This is a genomic window from Achromobacter sp. GD03932 (genome assembly GCF_029839485.1).
Taxonomy (GTDB): Bacteria; Pseudomonadota; Gammaproteobacteria; order Burkholderiales; family Burkholderiaceae_B; genus Achromobacter; species Achromobacter bronchisepticus_A.
Genome location: NZ_JAOCAT010000020.1, coordinates 67485 through 85772 on the forward strand (window position 1 = coordinate 67485; position 18288 = coordinate 85772).

Annotated in this window: 16 protein-coding genes; 5 read left to right on the forward strand and 11 right to left on the reverse strand. The window is 67.7% G+C overall.

What is annotated here, in order from left to right; all coding sequences use genetic code 11:
- The first annotated feature begins 3 nt into the window (after positions 1-3).
- Positions 4-2397, forward strand: a complete 2394-nt coding sequence (locus N5C88_RS19140) for a catalase (protein WP_280016003.1) — start codon at positions 4-6, stop codon at positions 2395-2397.
- 187 nt (positions 2398-2584) lie between these two features.
- Complete coding sequence (locus tag N5C88_RS19145) at positions 2585-3103, forward strand: lipid-binding SYLF domain-containing protein (protein WP_280016004.1); 519 nt, start codon at positions 2585-2587, stop codon at positions 3101-3103.
- Positions 3104-3126: 23 nt separating this feature from the next.
- On the opposite strand, the gene N5C88_RS19150 is transcribed toward N5C88_RS19145, so the two are convergent.
- Both N5C88_RS19150 and N5C88_RS19155 read right to left on the reverse strand, forming a co-directional pair.
- Positions 3127-4107, reverse strand: a complete 981-nt coding sequence (locus N5C88_RS19150) for a tripartite tricarboxylate transporter substrate binding protein (protein WP_118932015.1) — start codon at positions 4105-4107, stop codon at positions 3127-3129.
- A 14-nt stretch (positions 4108-4121) separates the two neighbouring features.
- Positions 4122-5543 (reverse strand): M20 family metallopeptidase, encoded by a 1422-nt coding sequence (locus N5C88_RS19155; RefSeq protein ID WP_280016005.1) that lies wholly within the window; start codon positions 5541-5543, stop codon positions 4122-4124.
- A gap of 113 nt (positions 5544-5656) precedes the next feature.
- Between N5C88_RS19155 and N5C88_RS19160 the strand changes: the two genes are divergently transcribed.
- Positions 5657-6568, forward strand: a complete 912-nt coding sequence (locus N5C88_RS19160) for a LysR family transcriptional regulator (RefSeq protein ID WP_059379643.1) — start codon at positions 5657-5659, stop codon at positions 6566-6568.
- Positions 6569-6601: 33 nt separating this feature from the next.
- Here the strand turns inward: N5C88_RS19160 and N5C88_RS19165 are convergent, their stop codons facing one another.
- The 6 genes from N5C88_RS19165 to N5C88_RS19190 form a co-directional block, all read right to left on the reverse strand.
- Positions 6602-7576, reverse strand: coding sequence for a tripartite tricarboxylate transporter substrate binding protein (locus N5C88_RS19165; protein ID WP_059379644.1), 975 nt, complete (start codon positions 7574-7576; stop codon positions 6602-6604).
- A gap of 114 nt (positions 7577-7690) precedes the next feature.
- Complete coding sequence (locus tag N5C88_RS19170; protein WP_280016006.1) at positions 7691-8839, reverse strand: FAD-dependent monooxygenase; 1149 nt, start codon at positions 8837-8839, stop codon at positions 7691-7693.
- Positions 8836-9312 (reverse strand): thioesterase family protein, encoded by a 477-nt coding sequence (locus tag N5C88_RS19175; RefSeq protein WP_059379646.1) that lies wholly within the window; start codon positions 9310-9312, stop codon positions 8836-8838. The genes N5C88_RS19170 and N5C88_RS19175 overlap by 4 nt, the downstream gene beginning before the upstream one ends.
- Positions 9299-10987 carry an AMP-binding protein gene (locus N5C88_RS19180; RefSeq protein WP_280016007.1) on the reverse strand — a complete coding sequence of 563 codons (1689 nt, stop codon included), beginning with the start codon at positions 10985-10987 and terminating at the stop codon, positions 9299-9301. Before N5C88_RS19180 ends, N5C88_RS19175 begins: the two co-directional genes overlap by 14 nt.
- Before the next feature lie 24 nt (positions 10988-11011).
- The gene (locus tag N5C88_RS19185) at positions 11012-11911 is read right to left on the reverse strand and encodes a VOC family protein (protein ID WP_280016008.1); all 900 of its coding nucleotides are present in this window, start codon (positions 11909-11911) and stop codon (positions 11012-11014) included.
- A 23-nt stretch (positions 11912-11934) separates the two neighbouring features.
- Complete coding sequence (locus N5C88_RS19190; RefSeq protein ID WP_059379649.1) at positions 11935-13194, reverse strand: alpha/beta hydrolase; 1260 nt, start codon at positions 13192-13194, stop codon at positions 11935-11937.
- 219 nt (positions 13195-13413) lie between these two features.
- On the opposite strand from N5C88_RS19190, the gene N5C88_RS19195 reads away from it, so the two are divergent.
- On the forward strand, positions 13414-14124 hold the full coding sequence (locus N5C88_RS19195) for a TetR/AcrR family transcriptional regulator (protein ID WP_059379650.1): 711 nt from the start codon (positions 13414-13416) through the stop codon (positions 14122-14124).
- A gap of 19 nt (positions 14125-14143) precedes the next feature.
- Here N5C88_RS19195 and N5C88_RS19200 read toward each other — a convergent pair whose 3' ends face one another.
- The 3 genes from N5C88_RS19200 to N5C88_RS19210 all read right to left on the reverse strand — a co-directional run bounded on the left by N5C88_RS19200 (position 14144) and on the right by N5C88_RS19210 (position 17147).
- Positions 14144-15910: a hypothetical protein gene (locus N5C88_RS19200; RefSeq protein ID WP_059379651.1), complete on the reverse strand. Its 1767-nt coding sequence runs from the start codon at positions 15908-15910 to the stop codon at positions 14144-14146.
- Positions 15911-16300 (reverse strand): hypothetical protein, encoded by a 390-nt coding sequence (locus tag N5C88_RS19205; RefSeq protein WP_280016009.1) that lies wholly within the window; start codon positions 16298-16300, stop codon positions 15911-15913.
- 118 nt (positions 16301-16418) lie between these two features.
- The gene (locus N5C88_RS19210; protein WP_118931918.1) at positions 16419-17147 is read right to left on the reverse strand and encodes an IclR family transcriptional regulator; all 729 of its coding nucleotides are present in this window, start codon (positions 17145-17147) and stop codon (positions 16419-16421) included.
- A 200-nt stretch (positions 17148-17347) separates the two neighbouring features.
- Between N5C88_RS19210 and N5C88_RS19215 the strand changes: the two genes are divergently transcribed.
- The gene (locus N5C88_RS19215; RefSeq protein ID WP_118931919.1) at positions 17348-18283 is read left to right on the forward strand and encodes a hydroxymethylglutaryl-CoA lyase; all 936 of its coding nucleotides are present in this window, start codon (positions 17348-17350) and stop codon (positions 18281-18283) included.
- The last annotated feature ends 5 nt before the right edge of the window (positions 18284-18288 follow it).

Genomic DNA, 18288 nt, shown 5'->3' on the forward strand with positions numbered 1-18288 from the left:
GCGATGCCAGCCAAGAAAGCAGCAGGCAAGGGCGGCGCGGGCGCGGCCGTGGACACTGCCTATCTGAACACGGACAGCGGCCCGGCGTCCGGACCCGCGGGCAAGCCCAGCCACCCGGCGGCCAAGCGCGCCGCGGCCGTGGGCGAAACGGCCGCCGCGATTCCCCACAATGCCGGCAAGGCGGCGGAGTACGGCGAAGAAGGGGCGCGCTGCCCCTATGCCGGCGCGCACGTCGCGGCAGCGGATCCTTCCGCGACGGCCAGTTCGCTGTCCGAAACCGAGACCTCGGCCAAGACCGGGGGCGCGGCCGCGGCCGGCGTCAATGCGGCCGACGGACGGCTGGAGCGCGTGCGCGCCGATGCTGGCGGGCAGATGCTGACCACCAACCAGGGCGTGCGCGTCAGCGATAACCAGCACTCGCTCAAGGCGGGACTGCGCGGGCCGGCTTTGCTCAAGGACTTCATCCTGCGCGAGAAGATCACGCATTTCGACCACGAGCGGATTCCCGAACGCATCGTGCATGCGCGCGGTTCGGCGGCGCACGGCTACTTCGAATGCTACAAGCCGCTGACCGACCTGACCGCCGCGTCCCTGTTCGCCGAAGCCGGCAAGCGCACGCCGGTGTTCGTGCGCTTTTCGACGGTGGCGGGTGAACGCGGCTCCAAGGACACGGCGCGGGACGTCCGCGGTTTCGCCGTGAAGTTCTATACCGACGAGGGCAACTGGGATCTGGTCGGGAACAACATGCCGGTCTTCTTCATCCAGGACGCGATGAAATTCCCGGACCTGGTGCACGCCGTCAAGCCCGAGCCGCATCATGGCATGCCCCAGGCCGCGTCCGCGCACGATACCTTCTGGGACTTCGTGTCGCTGATGCCGGAATCCACTCACATGCTGATGTGGCTGATGTCGGACCGCGCCATCCCGCGCAGCTACCGGATGATGCAGGGCTTTGGCGTGCATACGTTCCGCTTCGTCAACGCCGCGGGCGAATCGCGGCTGGTGAAGTTCCATTGGAATCCCATTCTCGGCACGCATTCGCAGGTGTGGAACGAAGCCGTCAAGGTGTCTGGCGCGGATCCCGACTTCCACCGCCGCGATCTTTGGGAGGCGATCGACGCCGGCAATGGCCCGCAGTGGGAGCTGGGCGTGCAGGTGTTCACCGATGAGCAGGCCGAAGGCTTCAGCTTCGACGTGCTGGACGCGACCAAGATCGTGCCCGAGGAGCTGGTGCCCGTGGTGCCGGTGGGGCGGATGGTGCTGGACCGCAACCCCGACAACTTCTACGCCGAGACCGAGCAGGTCGCCTTTTGCGCCGCCCACATCGTGCCGGGCCTGGACTTCACCAATGACCCGCTATTGGCAGGGCGCATCCACTCCTACGTGGACACGCAGATTTCGCGGCTGGGCGGCCCCAACTTCCATGAAATCCCGATCAATGCGCCGCTTGCGCCCGTGCACAACAACCAGCGCGACGGCATGCATCGCCAGGCCATCCACCGCGGCCGCGTGGCCTACGAGCCCAACTCGCTTGCAGGCGGCTGTCCCTTCCAGGCCGGCATGGAAGGCTTCGTGTCGTTTCCGGAGCCGGAGACGGGCGACGAACTGCGAGGGCATCCTGAAAAATTCGCCGAGCATTACAACCAGGCGACGCTGTTCTATGAAAGCCAGGCGGACTGGGAAAAGCGCCACATCGTCGACGCCTATGCCTTTGAGTTGAGCAAGGTCACGGTGCCGGCGGTGCGCCAGCGCATGGTCGCGTCGCTGCGCAATGTGTCCGAAGAACTGGCGCGGGGCGTAGCCGACCAACTGGGCATGGGCTTGCCTGCGCCCTTGCCGCGGGCGATCGAGCTTCCGCCCAAGCCGGAGGTCGAGGTGTCGCCGGCATTGTCGTTGGCCGCGCGCCCTGGCGACGGCGGCATCGCCACGCGCAAGGTCGCAATCCTGGTGGCGGAGGGCGTGGATGGCAAGAGCGTGTCAGCCGTGGCCCAGGGCCTGATCGCGGCGGGCGCCATTGTGCGGCTGGTCGGGCAGCGCATCGGACCCGTTCCGGCGGCCGGGGGCGGCACGCTGGATGCCGACGCCTCCCTGGACAACCATCCTTCGGCGCTGTTCGATGGCGTGGTGGCGGCGGGCGGCGAGGCCGCCGTGGCCCGCCTGGAATCGGACGGACGCGCGCTGGAGTTCCTGCGCGACGCCTACCGCCATGGCAAGACCTTGATGGGCATGGGCGAGGGCGTGCAGTTGCTTGCCGCGGCGGGCCTGTCCGCCGATCCGGCGGATGGCGGACTGCTGACGATGGACGCGACGGCCCCCGCCAAGAGCGTGTCGTTCTTCATTGAAGCCCTGGGCCGGCATCGCCACCCGCAACGGGAGACTTCGCCGCCCAGGGTTTGACGTGGCCTCGGTGGCCGGGTGCGCATGCATCTTGACAAGGCATCGGCGCCTGCCAATACTCATCCAGCAAGTCGGGGCGAGCGCGTCGGCGCTTGCCGTCCTTTTCCTTTCGAGATCAGGGGGCTGTATGCGTCGCGCATCCGTTTTGCCTATGAGTATCCGCGGCTGGCTTTGGGCCAGCCTTTTTTTGTGGGTTGCCTGTTTCTTCCTGGCGCCGCAGGCCAGGGCGGAGTCCGCGGCAGAGCTCAGCCGGGAAGCGCAGGGTGCGCTGGATCGCCTCTACCAGCAGGAACCCAAGACGCGTTTACTGGGCGACAAGGCGGTGGGCGTGCTGGTGTTCCCCCGCATCCTGAAGGGGGGGCTGCTGGTCGGCGCGGAAACCGGCGACGGCGCGCTCATGCGCGGCGGCAAGGTCCAGGCCTACTACAACATATCGGCGGTGTCGTTCGGTCTTCAGGCCGGCGCGCAGGAGTTCAGCTATGCGCTGTTCTTCATGAATGAGCCGGCGCTGCGGTACCTGGACCAGAGCGACGGCTGGTCGCTCGGCGCCGGCCCCAGCCTGGTCGTGGTGGACGACAGCTATGCCGCCAGCATTACCACCACCACCCTTAGCCAGGACGTATATGCCGTGCCATTCGGCGGACAGGGGCTGATGGCGGGCATGGGCCTGGAAGGGTCCAAGATCACCCGCACCCAACCGGACTGAGGCCAGGCGTCAGCCCGCCGCGGCTAGTCCAGGGTGATGCCGGCGCGGGCCGCCACTTCAGAAAAGGTGCGCAGTTCCTTCGTGATCTGCGCCTTGAAGGCCGGGGCGGGCAGATACACGGGATCGAGCGCCAGGTCGGCCACCGATTTGCGCACCTGCGGGTCTTCCATGATTTCCGCCACGGCGCGGCTCAGGGTGTCCACCACGGGGGCCGGCGTGCGCGCCGGCGCCACCAGCGCGTACCAGCCCACGAAGGAAACGTCCGCCATGCCGGCCTCCGCGAAAGTCGGCACGTCGGGCAGTTGCGGCATGCGGCGTTCGCCCGTCACGGCCAGCGCGCGGATCTTGCCGGCGCGGACCTGCGGCGCGGCGGAGGACACGGTGTCCACGCCCAGGTCGACCTCGCCGCCTATCATGGCCGTGACCAACTGCGCGCTGCCCTTGTAGGGCACCGGCAACATCTTGGCGCCCGCGGCCTCGGCGTACATCTCGCCGGCCAGGTGCGGCGCGGACCCGGGACCGAAGGTGCCGTACATCAGGCCGCCCTTGGCGCTTTGCTGCCGGGCCAGCGCCGCCGCTTCCTGCACGGTGCCGGCCGCCAGGCCGTTCTTGGCCAGCAGCACCACGGGCGCCATGGCGACGATGGCGATGTGTTCGTAGCTCTTTTGCGGATCGTAGGGCAGGCCGGGCTTGAGCGCCGGCAGCACGGTATAGGTGGTGCTGCCCGACAGCATCAGGGTGTAGCCGTCAGGCTGCGCGCGCGCCGCCGCTTCCGCGCCGATCACGGTGGATGCGCCCGGGCGGTTTTCCACGATGACCGGCTGGCCGAACTTGCCGGACAGCTTGTTGGCCAGCAGCCGCGCCACGGCGTCGGTCGCGCCGCCCGGCGTGAAGGGCACGACGATCTTGATCGCCTGTTCGGGATAGGCGGCATGGGCGCCGCCCGCATGCGCGGCGGCGGCAAGGCTTGCGGCCACGAGGGCGGCGCGGAGTTTGACGTTCATGTCGGAGATCCCGGTCACTTGGTGTTGGAAGACGGAGTTGTGGCCGCCAGGCGCAGGGCGCTGCCCTGGTCGCCCAGGTCCCAGAACAGGCCGGCCATGATGGCCAACCCCTCGCGGGCGACGCTGCCCAGCAGGTGTTCGTTGGGTGCGTGCTGGGCGCAGGCGGGATAGGAATGCGGCACCCACAAGGTGGGCAGGCCCAGCTGGTCGGCGAAGATGTCGTTGGGCAGGGAACCGCCCAGGTTCGGCAACAGCGCCGGCCGCTTGCCGGTGCTGCGTTCCAGCGAGGCCGCGGCCCAACGCACCCAGGGATTGTCGGGCGACAGGCGGGTGGCGCCGGCCTGCATGCCGATGCGCACTTGCACGTCCTCGAAGCCCGCCGCGCGCAGATGCTCCTTTACATGCGTTTCCAGCGCCCGCCAGTCCGTGCCCACCACGAAACGCAGTTGACACCAGGCCACGGCTTCGGGCGGGATGGCGTTGACCGGCTTGGCCGGATCGCCGGCGCCAAAGGTCAGGACGTCCAGGCTGTTCCAGCCGAACACTTTTTCGGGCGCGCTCAGCCCGGGTTCGCCCCACCAGGCGTTGATGTCGGGGTCGTCCTCGCCGCCGCCGACTTCCAGGTCGGCCAGCGCCTCGGCCACCGCGTCCGGGATGGGGGGCGGACGCAGGCCGGGCACCGTGATGCGGCCGCGCGCGTCCACCAGCGTGGCGATGGCATGCGCCAGCACGATGGCGGGGTTGGCCAGCAGGCCGCCCCAGTTGCCCGAGTGATAGCCGCGTTCGCGCGCACGCAGCTTCAATTCGAAGTTCACCGCGCCGCGCGAGCCCATGAACAGGGTGGGACGCCGGGCGCTCAGGCGCGGGCCGTCGCTGGCGATGAACACGTCCGCCGCCAGGGCCTCGCGCTGCGCCTCGCAGAAGGCGGCCAGTCCGGGCGAACCCGCTTCCTCGCCGGTTTCGATCAGCCAGATCGCGTTGAAGCCCAGCGCGCCGCCGCGCGCGGCGATGACCTGGCGCAAGGCTTCCAGGTTGATGCTGTGCTGGCCCTTGTTGTCGGCGGTGCCGCGCCCGTACCAGCGGTCACCCTCGACCTGCAGGCGCCAAGGATCGCGGCCGGCTTCCCAACGGGCGGCATTGCCGCGCACCACGTCGCCATGGCCGTACATCAGCACCGTGGGCAGGCCGGCCTGCTCGATGCGCCGCGCCACCAGGATGGGCAGGTCGGCGCCCGAGGGATTGGGATGCACCTCGCAGGCGAAGCCCAGCTCCTTGAGCAAGGGCAGCAGTTCTTCATTGAGGTAGGCATGCTGGGCCGGCGCCTGGTCGGGCACTTCGCTTTCCGTCGCGTAGGCGACGCGACGGGCCAGCGCGGCATGCAGGTCGCCATTGTCGTAGGCTTGAACGGCTTGGAGCAGGGCTTGTTCGCGGGTCACTTGGGCGGCTGGGATGCTGAGGGAGGCACAAAGTTATTACGCTTCATAACATGCCACAATTAGATAATTAGCATTCTTTCGTTGCTATAAAGGCATGGGTAAGAGGGGCCGTCATGATTTCGCTGGGCTTGAGGTACTTCCTGGAGGTCGCGCGCTGCGGCTCCATCGCGGGCGCCGCGGCGGCGCAGCACGTGGCGGCCTCGGCCGTCAGCCGGCAGATCGCCAAGCTGGAGGACGGGCTGGGCATCGCGCTGTTCGAGCGGCAGGCGCGCGGCATGGAACTGAGCGAGGCCGGCCGCCAACTGGCGGCGTACGCCAATGCCGCCGCGCTGGAAGCCGAGCGCGTCACCACCGAGATCCGCCAGCGCAGCCACCTGGGCGACGTGACTATACGCCTGGCCTGCACCGAGGGTTTCGCCCACCGATTCCTGCCCATGTGCATGGCCGAGTTCAAGCGGGTGCGGCCCGAGGCCCGCTTCCATCTGCATGTGGAGCGCCCCGAGGAGGTCAGCCGGCAGATCCTGGAAGGCCTGTCGCAGCTGGCGCTGCGCTACACCACCGCGCAGGACGACCGGCTCAAGACCGAATTGCTGGTGCGCGCGCCGGTCTATGCGGTCATGTGCCGCAACCACCCGCTGGCCAGCCGCCGCAGCCTGAGCGTGCGCGACCTGACCAAGGTGCCGCTGTCGCTGGGCGACCATGGCACCACCGTGCGGCAGCTGTTCGACGCGGCCTGCGCCAATGCCGGGCTGCATATCGAGCCGGCCTATGTGTCCAATCATTCCGCGGCCTTCCTGCCCATGCTGCCGGGCAGCGACATCGTGGCGCTGTCGGGCTACCTGACGATGCTGGGACAGCGCGACGGCGAGGGCTTGGCGGCGGTGCCGTTCAGCAATCCGGAAATGCGGCAGCGGAGCATCCAGGTCCTGACCTTGCAGGGCCGGACCTTGCCGGCGCTGGCGCGCGAATTCCTGGAGTTCATGGCGCAGCGGCTGACGGCCACTCCCAAGGCGCCGGAAGGGTAGCGGGGCCGCCGCGGGCAGCCCCGGGACGGTGCCTCAGTCCAGCGAGATATTGGCCTCTTTGACCACGGCCGCAAAGCGCGCCGAATCGGCGTCGCGGGCCTGGGCCAGCGCGGCGGCGTCCTGCGGCCAGGCGTCGAAGCCATAGGTTTCGAAGCGTTTGCGCACGGCGGGCGTGACCACGGCCTGGGCGATGGCGGCGTTGATGCGCTTGACCACGGCATCCGGCGTGCCCTTGGGCGCGAAGGCCGCGACCCAGGTTTTCAACTCGAAGTCCTTGGGGCCGCCGGCCTCGCTGACCGTGGGCACGTCCGCGTAGGAACCCAGGCGGGACGGCGCCGCCAGCGCCAGCAGCTTGACGCGCTTGGCCTGGTACAGGTTCTGCACCGTGGCCGCCGTGCCGAAAGCCCAATCGACTTCGCCATTGGCCACCGCCGTGTAGAGCTGGGCCAGGTCCTTGAAGGGCACGTGCGTCATGCTGGTCTGCGTGGCGGTCTGGAACATGGAGGTGCCCACGTGCGCCACGCTGCCCATGCCCCAGGTGCCGTAGGTCAGCTTGCCGGGCTGGGCCTTGGCCGCCGCGATCAGGTCGGTGACGTTGTTCCAGGGGGACGAGGCCGACACCACCATGAAGAAATGGGTGGTGTAGATCGGCGCCACCGGGACGAAATCCTTGACCGGATCGAAGGGCAGGCTGCGGTAGAGCTGTGGTTGCAGCGTCATGTGGGTGTTGTCCACCACCGCCAGCGAGTAGCCGTCGGGCGTGGCGCGCTTGACCTCGCCGATCGCCAGCCAGCCGTTGGCGCCAGGCTTGTTCTCGACGATGAGCGGCTGCTTCCAGGCCGCCGTGAGCTGTTCGCCCAGCATGCGGGCGACGGCGTCGGGGCCGCTGCCCACCGAATAGGGCAGCACGATGCGCACCGGCCGTTCGGGGTACTTGTCGGATTGGGCCTGTGCCGAGGCGCAGGCCAGGGCGCCAGTCAGCGCCAGGCACCAAAGAGTATTTTTCATGTCTCCTCCACTTTCCATGGATGGTTTTTGCGGCGCTTCCCCGCGCCGCTTATCGTTGAGGCCGCAAGCGCGGGTGCGCCGCGGCCGGGTACTCACAACAAAACAGTGCGCCGCTCAGGACACGGCCGCCGCCTCCGGGTGCAGCGCCTCGTAGGCCGCGGCGAAGCCCGGATCGCGCTGGCGCAGGTCGTCGTGGCTGACCTGGCCCGTGCGGCGCATGTAGTCGTAGGCGAAGGACACCGGGTCCAGGTGCATCTTGTCGGCCACGTTCTCGTACCAGTCCAGGCTGCGCGCGGCGGCGCTCTGGAAGTTGGACGAAGCCGGGCGGCGCTGCGCCTCGAAGTGCGCGAACGCGGCCTGCGTGTCGTCGGGATGCTGCGTGAGGCCTTGATGCAGCGCGATCGCGTCCTGCATTGCCATGCGGGTGCCGGAGCCGAGCGAGAAATGCACGGTGCGCAACGCGTCGCCAAGCAGGACGATGTTGCGGTGCGACCAGCGCTCATTGCGCACGATGTTGGCTTCGAACCAGAGCGAACGGTTGCCCAGCAGTTCGTTGGCGCCCAGGTCGGCGCGGAATACTTCTGCGCAATAGCGGCGGCTTGCGTCCTCGCTGGCCGCGTCCAGGCCGGCGCGTTGCCAGGTGTCCGGGTCCACTTCCACCAGGAAGGTGCTGAGGTCCTTGCTGTACTGGTAGCTGTGCGCGATGAAGATGCCGTGGTCCGTTTCGCGGAAGATCAGCGACACCGGATGAAAGCGCTGGCGCGTGCCGTACCAGGCGAACTTGTTGCGGCGGCGTTCGAAGCTCGGCCGGAAGTGTTCGGCGTACTGCTTGCGCACGGCGCTGTTGCTGCCGTCGGCGGCCACCACCATGTCCACTTCCGCGGCCAGCCGTTCCACGTCGTCGATCCGCTGTTCATGCAGGATCTTGACGCCCGCGTCCAGGCAGGCGCGCTCCAGGACTTCCAGCATGTCGATGCGGGCCGTGCGCGAGAAATGGTTGCCCTGGACCTGCACGCGGGCGCCCTGATGGATGATTTCCATGTAGTCGCAGCGTTCGTGGTGCGCGACAAAGGCCTTGAAGAATTCCGGGTCGGCTTCGCGCAGGAAGGACAGGCCGATGTCCGAGAACACCACGCCCCAGCCGTAGGTGGCGCCGCGCGGGTTCCGTTCGTACACGGTGATTTCATGCTGCGGCGCATGCTTCTTGGCGAGCAGCGAAAAGTACAGGCCGGCGGGGCCGGCTCCGATGACGGCGATCTTCATTTGGCTTCACTCCTGTTTGCTTCGGCCTGCGCGCAGGCTTGCTGATATGACTGCAGCGCGCCGCGCAGCGCGGCGGGCACTTCGATGGCGCGCCGTTCGCCGCGCGCCACGCAGATCGGGGTCAGCCTGGCGTCGAACGCCGGCTGGCCGCGCACGCTGCCGGCCACGTGCAGGGTGTAGGTGCGGGTGCGGATTTCCTCGACCCTGACGCACATGTCGAATTCCTCGTCGGGCCACAGCGAGGCCTGGAAGTCGAAGGACAGCGCGCGCGTCGGCGTGCCGAAGCCGTGCTCATCCTTGATGCGCTGCGGCGTGCCGTTGAACAGGTGGCCGTAGAACAGTTCGGCCGCTGACAGCACGTATTCGCCAAAAGTGACGGTGTAGACCACGCCGGCGGGATCGCAGTCGCCCCATTTGACGCGGCGGCGCACGATGAAAGGCGTTTCGCTCAAGACGTATTCAGTGCTGGTCATTGCCGTTCTCCCGGGCCTTTGCGGCTTCCTGATTGAGCATTTCCGCGACGCTATGGCGCAGGGCGGCCTTGTCGAGCTTGCCGACCTTGGTGACGGGGAAGGCTTCGATCTGCTCGATGCGTTCGGGGCATTTGTATTTGGCGAGCCCCTGGCCCGTGAGGAAGTCCGCCAGTTCCGTCAGGCCGGGCGCCGCGTGGCCAGGCCGGACGATGATGAAGATGCAGCCTTTCTCGCCGTAGAAGGGGTCGGGCATGGCCACCAGGCGCGCTTCGGAAATCGCGGGATGCGCGCCGACCAGCGCCTCGACTTCCTCGCAGCCGATCTTCTCGCCGCCGCGGTTGATGTTGTCGCGCAGGCGGCCTTCGAAGGCGTAGCAGGTTGCGCCATCGACCAGGCGCGCCGTCATCATGTCGCCGGTGCGGTAATAGCCGTCCGAGGTATAGGCCGAGGCGTTCGCCGCCGGGGCATCGAAGAATCCGGGCAGCGTGGCGGGGCCGCGGAAGCAGAGTTCGCCCATCTGGCCTTCGGCCACCGGTTCCTCGGTGCCGGGCGCCAGCAGGCGGATGTCGTCCTCGGGACAGCCCGAGCGGCCTTGCGTATGGTGCCGCTCGTACTCGGACGCGTCGGCGGGCGAGCCCAGCAGCAGTCCTTCCGTGATGCCGAACAGGTTGGAGCAGGGCACGTTCAGATGCGCTTCGAGGCGGTCCGCAGCGCTCATGGTGATGAACAGGCGCAAGGAGGACAGGTCGTAGTTCGCCAGGTCGGGAAAGGCCATGATCTGCGGCGCTATCGGCCCGATGGACATGGCGCGGGTGACGCGGTGGCGTTCGATCAGCTCCAGCATGCGCGGCACGTCGACCCGCGGCATCAGCACCGCGGACACGCCCATGGCGATGACGGGGATCAGCACATAGACCTGGGCCGCGTTGTGCAGCAGGGGCAGCGCCCAGATGATGCGGTCGTCGTCCTGCATCTTGTAGCGCCGGGCGCAGGCCAGCGAATGGCCCAGATACTCGGCGTGGAAGCGCGGGATGATCTTGGGCATGCCGGTCGTGCCGCCCGACAGCTGGAAGCTCAGCACGTCCTCGCAGCCGGGTCCCTGGTCCGCCAGGATGAGGCGGGCCTCGGCCAGCGGCATCGCATCGAGCAGGGCATGCAGGGACTCGCCATGCGGCGAGTCGCCGCGCGCCACGACCAGGTGTTCCAGCGTGTCGCTGGCGGCCAGCATGCCGGCGGCAAAGGCCGGCAGATCGAACTTGCCGAAGTCGGCCTGCACGAAATAGCCGCGGGCGCGGGTCTGGCGCGAGAGCTGGCCGATCTCCAGCTCGCGGTGCTGCGGCAACGAACAGACCGGGACGATCCCTGCCTTGTAGCAGGCCAGCAAGGCCAGCGCGGTTTCAAGCGTGGTGCCCATCTGGAAGATGGCGCGGTCCGCGGGCGCCAGGCCCAGCTTCAGCAAGGCGGCGGCCAGCCGGTCGGTCTGTTCGTCCAGTTCGCGAAAGCTCAGGCTGCCTTCGTCGATGATCAGCGCGGTGCGTTCGGGGCAGCGCCGGGCCGTGGCGTGCAGCGCCGCGCCCACGGTCGAATGCTCCCAGGCGCCGCTGGCGAAATACTGGCGGGCGCGCTCGGGGTGGTGGTAGATCACGCCCTCTATGGGGTGGCGTATATCTCGCATGATGGTCTCCTCCTGGCCCGTGTCTCAGTGGCGCGCGGCCGAGATCCGGACGCGGTCCCGATCCAATACGTCGATCGTGCCGCTGACGCCGCCAGTGAACAAGCCATACCAGACGGCGGGCTTGAGCCCCAGGGCCTTGCGCTGGAACTCCACCGGGCCGTCGGAAACGATGCAGTCGAAATGCTCGCCCGGCACCACGGTGCAGTTTTCGCGTCCCGAGGCGTCCTCGACCAGGGACGAAAACTCCTCGACGCGCGGCACGAAGATCCGCACGGGCGGCTCGGCGCCGCCATCGGCCAGCTCCAGCCTGTCTTGCAGCAGCGCCGCCTTGCGCGCCCAGACGTCGTCGATGTGCTGGATGCGTCCGCCAGCCGATTCCGCATCGGCTTCGGCCTGCATGGCCGCCTGCAGCGTCAAGGCGGCGTCGATCGCGTCGACTTCGCCCAGGGGCCGCAGCTTGCGTGTGAATTCGATGAAATAGCCGTTGGGATCGCGTACGTAGATGGATTCGATCACTTCATGGCGGGTTTCGACCGAGACTTCCAGCCCGGCATCCTGCAGCTTCTGCTTCCAGGCCTTGAGCTCGTCCTCGCTTTCCACCAGCCAGGCGGTATGCGTGGCGTCGAACACATGGTCTTCGGGCAGCGGCCGCATGCGGCTGCGTCCGCGCAGCGCTTCGGGTTCGTCCGAGCCCAGGTAATAGAAGAACGCGATGGTGCTGCCCTGGCCGCTGTCGAAGAAGAAATGCAGGAAGTCCGGGTGCGTGGCGGGACCCCAGCCGCGCGCCGAGATCACATGCACCAGCGGCAGGCCGAGGATGTCGCGGTAGAAGGCGACCGTTTCGCGCAGGCGCCAGGTGGGCCGCGCCGTATGGTCCACGCCGTGCAGGCGCAGGGGGGCGGGGGTCTTGGGAGTTGCAGTCATGACTTGCTCCGTCGGCATTCGGATTACAGGAAACGTTGGCGCAGCCAGGCGGCCAGTTCGCGGCCGGCCGCGTAGCGCCCGGGTTCTTCGCCTTCGACCAGCGCGCGGCCGTGGTGGTCGCCGCGGATGCGCAGGTGGGTCTTGTCCGGCGCGGGGATGGCGTCGTGGATGGCGCGCACGTCGGAAGGGAAACAGGCCTGGTCGCCGGTGTATTCGACGATCAGGGTGGGCTGATTGATGCCGCCGGCGGTGCGCGCCATGCTGGCGTTGGAAGACAGGCCGGACCAGGTCGACAGCCAGCTCTCGGGCGTGCAGAAGCGGGCGAAGCCGACGGCGCCATAGTTCGACGCGTAGGGATCCTTGCCCCACAGCGAACCCGGGTGGCGGTCGGAAGGATCCAGGCTGAGGTCCAGGCAGCGCAGGTCGGCGTCGGTGCGCCAGACCACCAGCACCGGCGTGTGCGCGGCCTGGCGGCGGCGTGCGGCGGATGTGTCGGCGCCGCTCTTGAGGTCGGCGCGGGCCGCCAGGCGGTCGGCGATCATTTGCCGCGCCTGCGCGTCCAGGCGCGCCACGCGGTCGCGCTGCGCCTGGCGGTAGCGGGCGACGAACTCCGGCGCATAGCGCGCCTGGCCCTTGGGCCGGTAGCCGTTCTCGGGCGCCAGCGGATCCAGGTCCGGCGCCGCCGACAGCGCGTCGTTCTCGTCGGCGACAGAGGGGTCGATGCAATTCAGCAGCAGCGAACCCTGGCCCGGATGCGGACCCACCAGCACCAGGCCATGCACCTCGGGCATGTCCAGTTCATCCAGCCCGCTGGGCTTGCCGCCCGGGGTGCGGGCGACGCGCTCGCCGGCGGGCAGGCCGGCCTGCTGCGCATAGAACGCGTACAGGCCGGCGCCGCCGGAATTGCCCAGCAGCACGATCTTCTTGAAACCCTGCTCGCGCAGGAAGCGCAGGCCGGCGGCCACGTCCTGCAGCGCCTGTTCGTGTTCCAGCCTGAGATCGTTGCCGACCGAGCGCGCGCCTTGCGACCACGCCGCAAGACCGGCGCCGACGATGTCGGGGATCAGGTAGTGGCAGGCCATGAACTCGCGCGGATGCATCACGCAGACCACGGTGTCGGGACGGGGGCCGGCCGGCTGGTACAGCGATCCGGAGGTGGCGGCGCCGTCCGCGGTGCGCAGCACGACGTTGCGGGTCGAGGCGCCGGCGGGCAGGTCGCGCGGATTCCAATCGGTGTTGAGAAAGCCGGCGGTGATCTGGCTGGAGGGGGCGGCGGTAGTCACATTCGTCTCCTGTGGCGATGGTCCTGGGACCTCGGTTTGACGTATTAGACGAATATTTGACTTTAGTGTCAATTAAATTTAAAAAACTGACAGTAGCGTCAAAAATTAGGGACTCAGCCACGGGAGAACGCCGGCGGGCGCGGGTTGGGGACGTAAACGCGCATGCCATAATTTCGGGACGGGGCCGTCCCGGACGGTCCATTCGAGGAACATCGCAACGTGAACGACGCAAGCACCAAGGGAGCGCTGAAGGGCGAAGCGCTGCGCACCGCCATACTCGACGCCGCTGCCACGCTATTCATCAAGCGCGGCAGCGGCGGCACCAGCATCCAGGACATCGCCGAATCCCTGGGCCTGAGCCGCACCGCGGTCTATTACTACTTCAAGAGCAAGGACGAGATCCTGCGTTCGTTGACCGAGGACGTGCTGAGCGCGGCCAAGAAAATGGCCGGCGAGACCGCCACCCGCGAGGACCTGGATCCAGTCGAGGCGCTGCGCGCGCTGGTCACGCGGCATGCCGACCTGATCCTGTCGCGCACCGCCGAGTTCCGCGTGGCCGACCGGACCGAGGCCGACATGACGCCCAAGCAGCGCGCCGCGGTGCAGGCGTCGCGCCGCAACGTGCTGGAGAACTTCAGCCGCGTCATCGAAAACGGCATCCGCGACGGCCAATTCCGCATGGTCGATCCGCACGTCGCCGCCTTCAGCCTCATCGGCATGTGCAACTGGTCGGCGTGGTGGTACAAGCCCGACGGCCGCCTGAGCCGCGCCGAAGTCGCGGCCATCATGGCCGACATGGCGGTGCAGTCATTGCTGCGCGACGCCTCCCGGCGTCCCAGGTCGCCGGACGTAAGCGAGTCCTTGCGGCTGGTGCGCGAGGATCTGGATTATCTGGAGAAGCTGGTGCTGCCGGGCGGGCAGCTGCCCTGATTGCCGTGGGCGGCTTGCGTCAGAGAAAGACCCTGCGCTTGCCCTCATGGATCAAGGGCAGGCCGTGGGCGGCCTGGGCCTGGGAGAGTCGCGCGGTGACTTCATCGAAGTCCATTTCCCGATGCTGCAGCAAGGCCCGGATGCAGGTCTCGTCCGAGGTCCAGGACTGGATCAGTCCCAAGGCCGCCATTGCGTTCACATGGCTTCCTTCTTCGTCCAGGATCTGCCAGAGTCCGTCGGTGCGCAACGTTTTCAGGCAGGCGTCCAGATGGGCGTCGACCACGAAGCGCATCGCATGGTTGAAGTAGAAGTGTTCGGCCAGGCGCGCGACCGCGCCCGGCCGCAGCAGCGGTTCGTCGCGCAAGCCGGCGTGCATGCGCAGATAGGAGCCCAGGATTTCCCGCCGGTCGTGGTCGCCGAGGACGATGCGGATCGCCTGCGTGAGCGTTTCCTGTTGCGTGGCGGAAACGCGGTCCCCGAAGAGCGCGAACAGGGCGCCCTTGTCGTCCACGCACACCAGCGCGATCTCGTACTCGTCGGGCAGGTAGTAGAGCGCCAGCGAGGCCGGGTTGCGGCCGTCGGGTTTGCGCTTGGGCCGGGCGGTTGCGGAGAAGACGGGATCGCCGTTCGCATAGACCGTGCATCTGCCGTCGGCGCCTGTTTCGCATTCCACCTGATCTACCCGCAAGCACACGATGGCGCGGTGCAACAGGTGCGCCCAGATCCTGAGCAGGCGCTGTAGATCAGCCGGATCCACCTTGTCGATACCCGTTGCCGCCCGGTCCAGCGCCGCGCCGAACTCGCGGATCGCATGTAGTTTTTCCGCCCGCGTCATGCCTTTGAGGTCGGGCCCCTTCAGATCCTTCAAGCCGGGTGCGATGGCGCGCAAACGCTGGTAAAGGCGCCAGTTGACGTCCTCGACCAACTGATCGTCCAGGTAGATGCAGCGGCCGTGGCCCTCCAGGTCGGAGTACTTCTCCAGCGCTTCCTCCATTTCCGCGACGCGCTGCTCCAGATCCGGCGCCGACAACAGCTTGAGGCGCTCGTTCAGATGGCTGGCAAGGCCGTCGAACGCTTGCGTGCCGTGCAGCGCCTGCGCGCCGGCGTCGAGCAGCTTGTCCACGAATCCCGCGTCGTCGAAGACCAGATTGCGCAAGTACAGCAGAAACAGGTCGGCGTCGGCCAGGCGGGGGGAGGCCTTGCGCGCTTGCATCCACAGGTTCTTCACGCTGAGATAGCCCAGCAGATAGCCGCCGTTGCGGCTGCTCATGGCCTGCACTAGCAATCCGCTCTTGCTGCGCAGGGCTTGGTCGGACAGGCGGTATTCGATCAGCCGGTGGCGCAGCGCGTCGATGACGTCCGCCGCCGTCTCGTCTTCTTCAGGGGGAAACAGACGTCCCAGCATGGCCAGCGTGCCGGACAGGACCGGAGAGGGTCCGGGATAGACGTCGAACTGCGCGAACATAGCCATGCCTTCCAGCAGCGGCTCCAGCAGCGCGCGCGCGAACTCCACCGTGTCCCACTGCGCCAGCACGATGTCATCGGCATAGAGCGGAAACAGGGGGGAGGCCGCCAGATGTTCTTGCGACTCCAGGCTGAGTTCGGCCAGCGCGCGGCCGACGCAACCAGACAGGCACCAGTGGTGCGTCAGTTCATGCAGGACCGTGGGCAGGAGCGCGCGCGGCAGCTTGCCATGCATGGCCCATTTCACGTACTCGCGCACCGGGCTGTCGCAGACGAACACCGTGTTGGTGTCCGGGTCCATCTGGCCGGCGGCCGGCCGCATTCATTGCTCCTTGGCGGACGTAGACACGTTGGAAAATGCGGCCTGGAGTTCCTTGAGGACCTCTGCCTTGATTTCGTCCTCGGATCGGCCGGTCAGTTCCAACTTGCGTACCAGGCGGTTGCCTTCGGCAGTCTCGATCACAAGGTGGTCGCGCAGCGTCACCTTCCTTCCGCCCTTGGCCAGCCAGATGGCCAGCACAACGCCGGCGGCGTTGATGGTGGCCAGCGAAATGCTGACGATGGCGGTGAGCGTATCGAGTTCGCCCAGGCGTCCATCCGCCGGCCGCGTCTCCACGAAACGCACGGCATCGGCCCCCATCAATTTGGCAAGTTCACGCCGGTCCAGCTCCGTCAAGTGGTCGATCCGCAGTTGCAGGGCTTCGGGTGCCATGGAGGGACTCCGGCCGTGGAGGGAAATGCATTGTTTATCCGCCGGTTCGGGCTTGTCCATCGTGCGGAAGGACCGGTTTTTTTACACTGCCCGGCGGTATTCGCGGCCTTCGCGTCCGCTAGCCCACTTTTCCGGTCAGGCGCCGCGCCGCCTCCCGCACCGCTGCCAGATGGGCGGCAACATAACGATGGACGGGGGCGGTCAGCGTCACCGCCGCTGCGATCTCGCCATTGAGCAGAAAGACTGGAGCGGAAATGCCCGCCACTTCCGCCAGGCGGTCGCCCATGGCCGCGAAATAGCCGTCGGCGCGGATGCGCGCATGCAGTTCCTGATCCGGTCCCGGCGCCCGCCCCAACACGGGGTCGTAGGCCGTCAGGACGCGCCCGCCGCTGCCGCGGTCCAGCGGCAGCAAATCGCCCGCACGGATGTGGTCGCGCACCGGATGCGGCGAATCCACGCGGTAAAGGCACAGGCGCGCATCGCCCTGGCGCACGTGATAGGCCGCGCTTTCGCCGGTCGCGGCGACCAGGTCGCGCAACACCGGCATGACCACCTCTTCCAACGAAAACGAGGCGGCGTAGAGACCGTGCAGACGGGCGATTTCTCCACCCAGGGCATAGCGGCCGTCGTCCAGGCGCTGGATCCATCCGGCGTGCTCCAGCGACGCCAGCAGTCGCAGGACCGTGCTCTTGTACAGGCGCGTACGCTCGGCCAGTTCTCCCAGTGACAGGGCCTTGTCACCCGGCGCGTAAACCGACATCAGGCTGAGCGCGCGGTCCACCGCGGCCACGCCGCCCTGGGCGGCATCGCTATCGGCCAGGGATTCCGTGGCGGCTTTACGGGGCATGCGCGGCTCCGCAGGGTTGATTCCAGGGCTGGGCCATATTCCATCCTTTAGAACGAGTGACGGCATTGTAGGCGCTGCCTGGCGCGTGGCTCGTGGTTTTCCCGGGCGAGTCGGCGCTTGACAGTTGCGGCGGGTGAATTCCATAATTCTATCTAAAGAAACATCGTTCTATAAGATAGAATTTTCGGAGACATCAAGCCATGGCCCATCCCAGCGACCGGAACCCCGACGTCTTGATCAGCGAAGTGGGCCCGCGCGATGGCTTGCAGTCGGTCAAGGCGACCATGCCTACCGCCGACAAGCTGCGCTGGATCGATGCGCTGGTCGCGGCCGGCGTGCGTGAAATCGAAGTGGCTTCCTTCGTGCCGGCGCGCCTGCTGCCGCAGATGGCGGACGCTGCCGAGGTGGTGCGGCATGCGGCGCGCCATCCGGCGCTTACGGTCATGGCGCTGGTGCCCAACCTGCGTGGCGCAGAGGCGGCGCTGAAGGCAGGCGTCCACAAGCTGACGATGCCGGTCTCCGCCAGCCGCGAGCATTCGCTGGCCAATGTGCGCAAGACCCCAGAAGAAATGGTGGAGGAGGTTCGGGCGATCGCGAGGCTGCGCGACGAGCTGGCTCCCGCGGTCAAGCTGGAGGCCGGCATTTCAACGGCCTTCGGCTGCACCTTGCAGGGCGCGGTGCCCGAAGACGAGGTCATCCGCCTGGCGGCGCTGTGCGTGGCCGCGGGCGCTGACGAATCGGGGCTGTCGGACACCGTGGGCTATGCCAATCCCGCGCAAGTGCGCCGGCTGTTCCGCCGCCTGCGCGCAGAAATCGGCGATAAGGCGGGCGCCGCCCACATGCACAACACGCGCGGCCTGGGCCTGGCCAACTGCCTGGCTGCCTGGGAGGAAGGCGTGCGCACCTTCGACAGTTCGCTGGGCGGCCTGGGCGGCTGCCCCTATGCGCCGGGCGCGTCCGGCAACGTCGTGACCGAAGACCTGGTCTTCATGTTCGAGGCCATGGGCGTGCGCACCGGCATCGATCTGGAAGGCATCGTTGCCGCGCGCGCGCCGCTTGCCGCCGGACTTCCGGGCGAGCCCCTCTACGGCATGACGCCGGACGCGGGATTGCCCAAGGGATTCGGCCAGGCTTGAGCGCC